Origin of the sequence: Enterobacter cloacae complex sp. AR_0002 (genome assembly GCF_001922365.1) — a bacterium.
Classification (GTDB): domain Bacteria; phylum Pseudomonadota; class Gammaproteobacteria; order Enterobacterales; family Enterobacteriaceae; genus Enterobacter; species Enterobacter hormaechei_C.
Map to the genome: position 1 here is coordinate 17,224 of NZ_CP018814.1, position 10,669 is coordinate 27,892.

Consider the following 10,669-nt stretch of genomic DNA (forward strand, 5'->3'; position numbering starts at 1 on the left):
AGTGATGAAAGAAATCCATGATAAAATGATCAATAAATTCATTATCGCTAATAAGGCTCATGCGAAAAATTTTGGAAATTTTGAGTGGGATAATTCAAGTTGGGGAGGCGGAATTACATTTTTTAGCGGAATCAAGGTTAGAATGGGGAACAAGAATAAGAAATTAATGAATTATAACATTGCAGAATTCGCAAAAGCATATGTATGGCATGAGTGCTTTCATGATTTATCTGTAACTTTCAGAGTGCTGAGATTATTTAGGATATTAGAAATTGTCATAGTTAAAACAAATAAAGAAGTTAAGGTTTCAAGTATAGATCATAAAGTATTAGATGAAGTTATGACTATTGTTCAAGAAAATTTTGCAATATCCACTTCTTATAAAATATATTTAGATCTTAGGGTATTATGTTCTTTTATGTCTAAGAACGAAATGTTGCCAGAATCCATTACACGATGGTCATATCCATTTAAGGCATATGATGCTTACACAAATAGCACAATGGATTCGATGGGAAATTTATCCAATCAGAAAAAACTTCCTGATGAAAAGGCTATAGATTTTATTGGTAAAATATTTAGCTCTAATCCAGCTAATGAAAGGGACATATTTACATCTTCTATTTTTGCATTGCTCTTATGTGCTCCATCTCGAATTAGTGAAATTATGCTTTTGGAAGAGGACTGTGAAGTTATAGTTGAAGATAGTAATGGCATATCAAGATATGGTTTGCGATTTCTTTCTCTAAAGGGCTTTGGATACAATACCAAATGGATTCCAGACTGTATGATTCCTGTAGCTTCAAAGGCTATCATGCGATTGAAAAAACTTACAAGGAATGCAAGGGTTGTTTCACGGTTGATTAAAGCAGGGGAAATTAATTTATACGAGTCATTGAACAGAAGTGCATTTGATTGTTTAACAATTGAAGATCTCCACAAACTTGGCTTTGTTATAAATCAATTAAATATCTCCCAAGAAAATCTAAAATTCTTGTCTAAGATAAAACATGGCACTGTCAGTGTAAAAGCATTTTGGATTTATATAGAGCGAAAGAATGTTAATTCTGAAAATATTAATGCTAATTTATGCTCCATAAATCATAATTTATTGGACTCTATCAAGGGTGCTGATATTTTCACAACAATTAAGGCATCTTCAAAGTATTTTAGAGCGGATTTTCGCACTGATAATATGAATAATATATTTCATAGGAATATACATTTTAACTGTGATGACCCTATTTTAATTTTCCGCAGCCATCAAATTAGACATTTACTTAATACTATAGCTCAACGAAGCGTATTGTCAGAGATACAAATTGCCCAATGGTCTGGGAGAAGGAGTGTTAAACAGAATTCAGTATATGATCATATGTCTCACGACGAGTTATCAGAACTATCAAGGAAACTATTGAACAGAAACACCTACGAAGAAACAAAAATTTCAGAATCTTCATTTAATGAACAATCGATTATTATGAATTCGATTAAAGATAAATTTGAAAAACTAGAATTAAAAATACAAAATTCAGATCCAAGAAAAAGAAAATATATTCTGGAAAAAATTAAAGATTTAAGAATGGAAATTGAATGCATATTAATGTGAGGAGATTATATGGCAAGAAAGTTTTATGATAAAGAAATAAAAGCTATTGTTAAACTTATTGAAACCTGGAGTAAGCCTGATTTCACTTGGGATTCTTTATGCGTGGCTTGCAAAAAAATTTTAGGTAAAGTACCTACACGGCAAGCATTAAGCCAGCATAGTGAGATTGTCGTTGCGTATAGGACCAGAAAAAGATCTGGTATGGTTAAACGTCAAAATACGAAGTTACCCGGTAGCCTGAGCCTTGCGGCGAAAAGAATAGAACGACTTGAAAATGATAATTCGACACTAAAATATGAAAATAATAATTTACTGCTTATGATTCAAAGAATGCACGAAAATGCTTACAGGCATAATATATTGGCTTCTATTCTTGAAGAAGAACTGCCACAGAGAGCAAGAAAATAATATCTTGATAGGTTTTACCTATTGACAGTAAATATTAATATGGTATTTGTATATGTAGTCAGGAAGACAAAACTAGCTTGCAAGGATGCAATTTATGGACAAACAAAACAACTTTCCAGTGGAAACACTGGAAGAACAGCTTATTATTATCATTGATAAGTATATCTCAAAGAGATATCAACCACACGATAAAAGTTTCTCATACCAGCTATACTTAATTTTTGTAGGATACCATTTAAAGTATTTCTATCCTAAAAGGATTTATTCCAAATCCAATCGTAATATTGATAACATAATGGCTATGTTTAGCTCGGTATACAAAAGTCTGACAAGCAATCTACTACAACGATTAAATAACAAAGAACGTGTTCTTAGAGAGCTAAACTCGCTTGTTAATTACATAGATAGTAACCAGGATAGAGCAGAAGATATCTATAATACTATAAGAGCACAGTATGAAGTGAAGATTATCGAGAAAGAGCTAACCCATGAAGTTATTAGAGTAAAAAATGTTAGATTATAAAAGCTCCCGTTCGGGAGCTTCATTTTACTAATTTACTTTATTAATAACTTCCTACTTGCCAGCCATCATCTGATTTTATTAATTTAACTGTTCCAGCTTGCTTTGTTCCGCTCATATCCATAATTATATTGCACTTGTAGCTTTTATCAGATTCTTTTGTGCAATCTACTTTTTTTACTGAAGTCAGATAGCTTCCAGTCCATTTTCGCAAAGCTTTAAAAATATCATCTTGGGAAGGCTCACTGCTACATGCAGTAAGAACAAATGCAGAAATAATAACAGCAAGGACTGAAGATATTTTCATTAGACTTGTTCCTGATTAAGTATTTTACTGGAGAATGCCAGATTTTGTATTGTTATTATCAGTTGAGAATGTCCATTTGCTTACGGTTTCTCCATTGAAGTCGATTTCGAGAGTTCTAGACTGAGTCTGGGAACCGCCAGTTAGCAGCCCAACTACAGGAATGAAAGTTGAGGCATTGAACTGATTGTTATACATGAAATATCTCCATTGCTCGTTGCCATCGTCAAGAGTCGTTCTGGTGTCAGGCTCACCTAACTTAGTGAGTAACTCTGTCTTGGTTGTTTTGTTTTTAATGATCTTTGACTGGAGGCTTTGAGGTGTTTCGTTTTTAAGGTTCTGGTTCCCTGATGTTGAACAGCCAGAAAGCAGGAAGACAATAATAAAAAAAGAGGACTTTATAAATCGGTTCATTTACTTTCTCATTTTAGGTTTGCGGTTGTGTGAAATTAATTTCACCGTATAAAAACAACTCTGTCTGCATACGTTTTTTTAATTTTATAGATAAGAATAATGATGCTTACGAAAAACGTAATGACTGATACAAGAGTGCTGCCAGTGCACGAAAATGCTAACCACGCGAGCCCAAATGCAACGAATTGAAACAGGAATGCCACACTGAGCGGGCTTTCACCGTAAGCGATCTTTGCATGGCAGCCTTTACAAATCCGCACACCATGAGGACTTTGTGTAAAGCAGAACGGGCACTTTATTGTTTCGTTTTTCATAGCAACCCCAGGGTGGAAGATTTACTGCGTATTTGTAGGGATTCTCGATGAATAATTATCTTTAGTAAAATCACTTGTACCGATCGATAATTGTTGCTTGATAGCCCATGGCTATCATAAATGAATTATCGATCTGTAATAACGATCAATTTATTATTGACTTATCCTAAATTTACCACTACCTAACTGATGTCACTGTTAGGTTTAAGTGGTAACCTGTTGTCTATAAATGAATTTTTATTCCTTTATGCAGAGGTCGTGTTGCATAGGGTTTTGAAAATCCAGGGTGGGGCTTGTGAAGAATGCTCTTACCATAGCTTCGGAGAAGCTCTGCAAGCCTTCTAAGAAATGGAAGCCAGCCGATAAGCCTGAGATGCTTTTGCTGGTTAACCGCATTCTTTTGGAGAATCTTCTCAACGATCTCGTTTCGTCTGTCTTTTCTGAGTCGCAGTTCGAGTTCAGTAATTTTTTCACTGATACTTTCCTTTTGCTCCCTGGTTTCCAAAATTGTTGCAGGAGCAGGAGCAGGAGCAGGAGCAGGAGCAGGAGCAGGAGCAGGAGCAGGAGCAGGAGCAGGAGCAGGAGCAGGAGCAGGAGCAGGAGCAGGAGCAGGAGCAGGAGCAGGAGCAGGAGCAGGAGCAGGAGCAGGAGCAGGAGCAGGAGCAGGAGCAGGAGCAGGAGCAGGAGCAGGAGCAGGAGCAGGAGCAGGAGCAGGAGCAGGAGCAGGAGCAGGAGCAGGAGCAGGAGCAGGAGCAGGAGCAGGAGCAGGAGCAGGAGCAGGAGCAGGAGCAGGAGCAGGAGCAGGAGCAGGAACAGGAGCAGGAACAGGAGCAGGAACAGGAACAGGTATTGGCATGGGAGCTTGAGAAACTTCCTTTGAAGGTATGTCGATTCGCAGAGCTTCTAAGTGGCCGGGGTTATAGTTAAGACGGTTACTAAGATTTGCCCAGGAGTAACTCTTGCCTAACTGCGAAGCTTTGAAAGCTATATCTCGGTAAGAGAATGAGAAGCCGTTCATCTTACCGGTAGAAGCAATGTTAGCCGTCCAAGATACTTCGGCTTCTTCCAGTCGTTTTGTGAAGGTTAAAAGATCAGGTGTATCTGCCAAACTTTTATCAAGTATCTGTTGGAGAGCTTCTTTGGGGGAGGGAAGGCCAGTCCGTTCTGAAAGCATCTGTTCATTGCGGGAAACCTTTCTTCGCTTCGGTTGCTTTGGTGCTGTCATGGTCACTGTCAGGTTATGAGTGATTTCAAGTTCACTGATGATCCGCGTGCTTATAAGATTTTCGTTCCTACCTAAGTAGAGCTTCCCACTGGCTATGTCGATTCTGCTGGCGATAATGTGTATATGCTGGCCTTCGTCGTCATGTAAGACATAGCAACGGAGATGGGTATCACTGAATCCCATTCGTTTCATATAGTCATCTGCGATACTAGACCACTGTTCATTCGTTAGTGATTCACCGTTGGGTAAGCGAAGCGAGTTGTGCCAAACGGCCTTCTGAACATCAGGGCGAAGTTGTTTGCTGCTATCAAATTCAGCAATCAGTTCAAGGGCTGAATCTCCAAGCATATTGCCCCCGATTACGACTGGATCGCTTTTATGATGTGCTCCCGGCTTCAATGCATATTGAACAACACCTGCGAAGCTTTTACCCCTCTTGATCTTCCGCATACCCTTCACGAGGGATACTCCAAAAATCTATTCTTAGCAAGTTGTGACGAAGCTCTTCAACTTGTCGCTTCACAGCGAACAATTCAGTATGGGTAAGCTGACTGTCCTTGCTTTTACAATCTATATGGGTCGCAATTCGATTTAGCTTTTGCGATATATCAGTTAAAGCTTTCCAGGCTTTGGTATTAATCGTTGGTATAACAGGAGGCAACTTTTGAAGGGAAGCCATACGAAGCCACTCTCCTTTTCTATAAGAGCCTCGCTTTATATTAAGGAGTTGCAGTTCTTCAACATTCAATCGGACACTGACACAATAGCTTCTTACAGCTTCTGAAGGAATTTTACTTTTATTAAAACTACCACGGCGGGAAATTTTGGATAGATCTATGTTATCTGTATAAATACTCTCTTTCATATAAACTCCATTTTATATGTTACTGACTGATAAGCATAATCCGTATGCTTTATATATCATTTATACAATTAATTAGTAGTTTGTCAATCAGCAACCTTGGTTGTGTAGGTGTTCTTTTATTGTCTGACTGAAAGGAAGCAAGAAAAGCAAGAGCTTTATAGAGCGGTGCAACCGTTTCTATAAATTAGCTCTTGCTTACTCATTATAAATCTAACAGAATTTTTATAATATCTTTTAATTTGTTCTTTTTAAATTCAGCTTTTCGCTTTTCAAATTCTTCATAATGCTTGAAAGAGAAGGAGGTTGCTGATAATATCTCCTCCTGTTTTAAAATTAATGTAATTCGTTCTTTAAGTATTTTATAATCTGTTGTAAAAGTGACGGTCAGTGTATCTTTATGACGAAAGCCACTTATCCATGGAATGAACTCGATTTCCTGATCCGGCCCTTCGGTCTCACTTGGCTCGCCGGTTGTAATAACATTTCCGACATAAACTTTTCTATCTTGCATGGTTAACATCACGACAGCATCATCTTTATTTTTGCTTATTGATGCATTTAGTAAGAATTTATCTAAAGGACTGTCATTTAAAATTCTTGACATTATGTATGGCTTTATATCGAAGGTTCGGTATTTTATAAATAAACGAATAAAGGAAAGTAGAGTCCATACTATAGGGAAAAATAAAGTGAAAATAGTTATTGAGAAAATAATGGATAACTCATCAAGTAATTTTTTATCTTGATTGATAGAGTTTATAAAATTTAGGTGAGTATGGATAAATTTTATGACGTCAAAGCTTATTGTTGTATATGGTATGCTCAGAGAGCCAGAAGTATAAATAAAAAACACTACCCCAAGGATCATTGAATAAAGACCATATTGGGCACTTTTCAGGTATAAGAACTGCCCTTCATAGCGATGAAGTTTATATTTATATATGGGGTGGATGTGGACTAATAGAAAACCGCTGACTAATATAGGTATCACTAAAAAAACAAACATGCCGCAATCCTTATGCGATCATTGATTTTTACTGCGTTCTACAATGTTACTGGCTCGTATATACAACTCTTTGAACTCAGGATTATTGATAACTTCATCAGCAGAAACTGTTATAGTCCCGCGACCGACCACTTTTAACGATGAATAGGTATTCTTTAGTTTCCTAACCATTTCTTCCTCGTCTTTACCAGGAGCAAGCCCTAAAAAACGTAAAATGCTTGTCATAAATCCTCCAAGTATCGAGTGGTTATTAAACGACCCTGCTTATCTTATACACTACTACTCATCATCTGTCAAGTATTTATTCGCAATTCATACATAAGGAGATTTATTATTAAAACTGAAGCTCTATATTTTTAAAACACTGTTGCCATATGATATTGATTTAATGCGGGAAATTTCCGCAGCCTATTTCAAACACAAACATTTTCGAATTTTATCCAAAAGGAAAAATGTTATTGACGGAATTTGCGATATACTTTTTGGCTACACTCAACGCCTCCATCCAGCGATGGTCCATCAATCATATACTCCTGCTATATCAAAAGAATTAAATAACTTAGTAAAACATAATTTTATTCCTGATATAATTTCCCCTGTACCTTACAAAGGATTATATATCAATATAAAAATCGAGAGTCTTCCTTATTTGAATGATGGGTTACTTAAAAAAATATTAGAATTGGATTTGTCAGTATTTAAAGATTTAGAGTCTCTAATGAAAGAAAATAACGGTGTTGCATATAAGGATATACCGCTATTTAATGAAACAAATATATTTGGCTTTGAGTTTTTGAAAGTTACAGACCGTGTTAACTACTCAGAGTTTATGATCGATAGAATATTTTTTGTAAAAACAAAGGCAGAAATAATAATTTCTGTATGATGATATTATGAAAGAGGTTCATAAAACAATAGGGGACATAAAAGAATCTATTGACTCATTGGTTAATGATGGCAGGATAAATTATATTAATTCGCAACAAAGCAATTGATATCAATGGATTCACTCTTAATCAAGAGTGAATCCATTTCTGATATTAACTTTTACTCCATTGTTCAATTATCTTATCAAACTCCGAATCTACCCACTCTTTCCTCCATTCATCAAGGTATTTGATGTCAATTGACGATGGTGGCATTGTACATTTTTCTATTTTTACAATGGAAGGTATTGATATTGAATCCCCCATGATTAAGGCTTCACCTTCTTTGAGTGATGGTAGGAGGTTTGTAATATCACCTACTGTATCCGGGAGTAATCGCTTAACATAATTTTGATCGTCTGGGTTCGTTAACCGCATTGAGATAAAAGTATTACACTGAGAAAATATTGTTTCTGAAATTTCAGAAGGTCTTTGACTTGCAAGGAGAAGGGTCACACCGTATTTTCTTCCCTCTTTGGCAATCCTTTCAATTGCCTCTTTGGATGTTCTATATTTGCTCAGATCACTTTTAGGAGCATATTTATGTGCTTCTTCGTAAACAATCAAGATTGGGATATCTTGATTCTCATTCGTTTTTCTTTTGATTTTTTTTGAATGATAACCAAATTCAAAAATTAACCGAGATATCAATGATACACAAATGCTAAGTACTTCAAAAGGAACACCGCTTACATCAAGTATTGTAATGTTTGATTTATCTTTTCCATAGCTTATTAAGGCTTGTAATGTCTCTTTAAATGTTACGGATTTGCTACCTTCACCCAGAATGAAGTCTAATCTCTTATCAAATAATTTACTTTGTAATCGATCAACAAAATTGAGAAGTTTTCCATTTAAAGCACCGGCTGAACTTCCATCAGGTGTTAAATTCTCTTTGAATAACCTATGTGCATTTTTATTGTCAAACTTGAAAGTTCCTTCCTCATCTGACCAAATATGTTCATTGTCTTTATTTTTTCTTTCATTATTTCTGTTGTTAATGTAGTTGATAACTTCATTAATATCGAAATAATATGGCGAATGAAAGCTTATTATTTGCTTTGTGGCTGGATCACCTTGAAAATGTTTCTTTTTATTTAAGGTAATTGCCTGTCGGAACACGTTTCTCTGGTTGTGATCATTTGCTTCTGTATCAAGAAAAAGTTCTTCTAACTCATCGCCATTTAATAGCCAATATGGAAGGGTTAATGTATCCACATTCAATATATTGGAATTAGGGAATGCATTTTCATATTCAGAATGTATGTCAAAAATAATTATATGAGAATTGTTTAACCCTTTATAACCTTCTTGCTTTTCATCTATGGCTTTTTGAAGTATTTTGGCAACAGTGTGAGACTTACCTGACCCCGTTGAACCTACGATAGCAATATGTTTATTGAAAAATCTATTTCCATTGACAGGTACAGATACTTTTGTATTAAGTGATAGGCTTGAAAAAGTAAAGCGATCTTTTATGTCTATGCTGTCTGTATATATAGATATTATTTCGTCTAACTTAGCTGGTTCAACTTTTTTAGGTGGAAGTGCAAGTGAATCACCCCCGCGATAGAACTTTCCATTTTTAACAAGACCTATTGGGCTTGCTTCTATCATGTATTTTTGCTTTTGGCTTTCCTTAACCTCAATAGAAAAATTATCTATGATGGCCAGAAGAGCAACATCTTGATTATCTGAAACCCTTAAATAAGATCCTACACCTAATTTTTCTTCTGCTATCTTAAACTCTTCAAGGTCGTCTACAGAAATTTTTAGTTTATTTGGCGACACTGATACTACTTCTGCATTAATATCATTATTCCTGCTCATTACACTATCTCCTTTATATCGGCAAAGTCTTTAACTTGTATGTTTACCTGGGGTAGTTGGGATGGGATATCAAGGCAGTTTTTCGTATAGAACTGATATACTTCTTTTCTTATATGAATACTGTTCAGTATTTCATTGAAATCATCTATGTCGTTGATAAATTGGAAGTGGATTTCTTTATTTGAAAACCCTTCGACTAATATTTTTGGAGTAAATACACTTCCTTTAAAAGGGTATCCATCAGCGAAAATTAGATTTTCATTGTATAATTGATTCTTCAATTCGTATAATTTATCTTCGCTGATGCCATGAACAAGTAAAAAAGGAGAATATGGTCGATCTGCTCTTTTAGATAAATTAGACCAATTTAATTGTATTTTATATATACAGTCTTTAACTGTTTTTATATCAATCTTGTCTTGAAATTCCAAGATGAAAAAACGAGCATAAGGAGAAGTGTTTACACTTCTCCTTATGAAAGATTCTTTTAGTTTTCTTAAATATTCTTTTCTTCCTTCATATTGATAAAACCATATGTTAAATAAGACTCTGGATTTGTTGATACTTTCAATAAAATCTGATTTTTTTATCCTTCGATCTTTTTTATTACAAGAGATATCATAGGTTTTTCTGAAAGCATTAGAATAAAAATAATGCTCTGCCTCATAATCTTCACATTGAAAATGGTTTTTTATTATTTGTATAGTTTGTTTTTTTTGATCAGTAAATGATTTGGCATTGATATTTATAACTAATCTATCCAAAAAGGCTTGTAGATCCTCTTCGGTAAGCCCATTTTCTATATGGTACTCATGTTTGATTTGTTTTTCAGTGTATATGAGGAAGTTAGATTTGAAGAAGTCAACTTTTAATGGAAGTGTTAATTTGTTTTGTCCTGATTTATAGTGCCCGAAAAGATAATAATTCGCCCCTTTTTCTTTATTGTCCTTAAAGTGTGACAACATTAGTCTTATAGGCTTTGATATGACGGAGTGGTTATAATCTGTACTCTCATAGTATTTGCATTGGATCGCAGTTAAGTGCCCATCGTTGTAGACATCAATATCTTCAATGCATTCTATATCAATTGAGTCATCCATTTGTGGTAACGAAAAAATTTCAATAATCGTTTTATCAACTTGATAACAATACCCACGAATTGTATCAACTGCACTTCTGTCCACTTTGTTATCCTTTTTGAGATAAGGTGTTAAAAGTTTATAAAAATATGCTGTGTTAATAACAATG

Annotated in this window: 13 protein-coding genes and 2 pseudogenes; 5 read left to right on the forward strand and 10 right to left on the reverse strand. The window is 35.1% G+C overall.

Going from position 1 to position 10,669, the window contains the following annotated elements:
• Positions 1-4 precede the first annotated feature (4 nt).
• The 3 genes from AM329_RS00095 (at position 5) to AM329_RS00105 (ending at position 2,540) form a co-directional block, all read left to right on the forward strand.
• The gene (locus AM329_RS00095) at positions 5-1,609 is read left to right on the forward strand and encodes a hypothetical protein (RefSeq protein WP_032609953.1); all 1,605 of its coding nucleotides are present in this window, start codon (positions 5-7) and stop codon (positions 1,607-1,609) included.
• A 9-nt stretch (positions 1,610-1,618) separates the two neighbouring features.
• Positions 1,619-2,017, forward strand: coding sequence for a hypothetical protein (locus AM329_RS00100; RefSeq protein WP_032609952.1), 399 nt, complete (start codon positions 1,619-1,621; stop codon positions 2,015-2,017).
• A gap of 94 nt (positions 2,018-2,111) precedes the next feature.
• A complete protein-coding gene (locus AM329_RS00105) occupies positions 2,112-2,540 on the forward strand; it encodes a hypothetical protein (protein ID WP_032609951.1) in 429 nt (142 codons plus the stop codon).
• Positions 2,541-2,580: 40 nt separating this feature from the next.
• Here the strand turns inward: AM329_RS00105 and AM329_RS00110 are convergent, their stop codons facing one another.
• The 4 genes and pseudogenes from AM329_RS00110 to AM329_RS26275 form a co-directional block, all read right to left on the reverse strand.
• Complete coding sequence (locus tag AM329_RS00110; RefSeq protein WP_071886179.1) at positions 2,581-2,844, reverse strand: cell wall-binding protein; 264 nt, start codon at positions 2,842-2,844, stop codon at positions 2,581-2,583.
• 24 nt (positions 2,845-2,868) lie between these two features.
• The gene (locus AM329_RS00115) at positions 2,869-3,255 is read right to left on the reverse strand and encodes a hypothetical protein (protein WP_032609950.1); all 387 of its coding nucleotides are present in this window, start codon (positions 3,253-3,255) and stop codon (positions 2,869-2,871) included.
• 41 nt (positions 3,256-3,296) lie between these two features.
• Complete coding sequence (locus tag AM329_RS26000; RefSeq protein ID WP_045609575.1) at positions 3,297-3,569, reverse strand: hypothetical protein; 273 nt, start codon at positions 3,567-3,569, stop codon at positions 3,297-3,299.
• A 223-nt stretch (positions 3,570-3,792) separates the two neighbouring features.
• Positions 3,793-4,167: pseudogene (locus AM329_RS26275) on the reverse strand (relaxase); the annotation flags it as partial.
• Here AM329_RS26275 and AM329_RS26280 point away from each other — a divergent pair.
• Positions 4,077-4,496, forward strand: a complete 420-nt coding sequence (locus tag AM329_RS26280; protein ID WP_371580479.1) for a hypothetical protein — start codon at positions 4,077-4,079, stop codon at positions 4,494-4,496. The pseudogene AM329_RS26275 and the gene AM329_RS26280 sit on opposite strands and share 91 nt — an antisense overlap.
• On the opposite strand, the pseudogene AM329_RS26285 reads toward AM329_RS26280, so the two are convergent.
• The 4 genes and pseudogenes from AM329_RS26285 to AM329_RS25760 all read right to left on the reverse strand — a co-directional run.
• Positions 4,444-5,244, reverse strand: a pseudogene (locus AM329_RS26285) (relaxase/mobilization nuclease domain-containing protein); the annotation flags it as partial. The gene AM329_RS26280 and the pseudogene AM329_RS26285 overlap by 53 nt on opposite strands.
• Positions 5,222-5,659 (reverse strand): hypothetical protein, encoded by a 438-nt coding sequence (locus tag AM329_RS00135; protein ID WP_032609947.1) that lies wholly within the window; start codon positions 5,657-5,659, stop codon positions 5,222-5,224. The pseudogene AM329_RS26285 and the gene AM329_RS00135, both read right to left, overlap by 23 nt.
• Positions 5,660-5,861: 202 nt before the next feature.
• Entirely contained in the window at positions 5,862-6,665 is an 804-nt protein-coding gene (locus tag AM329_RS00140; RefSeq protein WP_044596283.1) for a hypothetical protein, read from the reverse strand.
• Between the two features lie 18 nt (positions 6,666-6,683).
• Positions 6,684-6,890 carry a hypothetical protein gene (locus AM329_RS25760; RefSeq protein WP_023323125.1) on the reverse strand — a complete coding sequence of 69 codons (207 nt, stop codon included), beginning with the start codon at positions 6,888-6,890 and terminating at the stop codon, positions 6,684-6,686.
• A gap of 163 nt (positions 6,891-7,053) precedes the next feature.
• Here AM329_RS25760 and AM329_RS00150 point away from each other — a divergent pair, with 163 nt between their 5' ends.
• Positions 7,054-7,551, forward strand: coding sequence for a hypothetical protein (locus AM329_RS00150; RefSeq protein ID WP_032609946.1), 498 nt, complete (start codon positions 7,054-7,056; stop codon positions 7,549-7,551).
• 154 nt (positions 7,552-7,705) lie between these two features.
• On the opposite strand, the gene herA is transcribed toward AM329_RS00150, so the two are convergent.
• Both herA and AM329_RS00160 read right to left on the reverse strand, forming a co-directional pair.
• Positions 7,706-9,421 (reverse strand): anti-phage-associated helicase HerA, encoded by a 1,716-nt coding sequence (herA, locus tag AM329_RS00155; RefSeq protein ID WP_032609944.1) that lies wholly within the window; start codon positions 9,419-9,421, stop codon positions 7,706-7,708.
• Positions 9,421-10,605 carry a DUF4297 family anti-phage-associated protein gene (locus tag AM329_RS00160; protein WP_032610271.1) on the reverse strand — a complete coding sequence of 395 codons (1,185 nt, stop codon included), beginning with the start codon at positions 10,603-10,605 and terminating at the stop codon, positions 9,421-9,423. Before AM329_RS00160 ends, herA begins: the two co-directional genes overlap by 1 nt.
• Between the last annotated feature and the right edge of the window lie 64 nt (positions 10,606-10,669).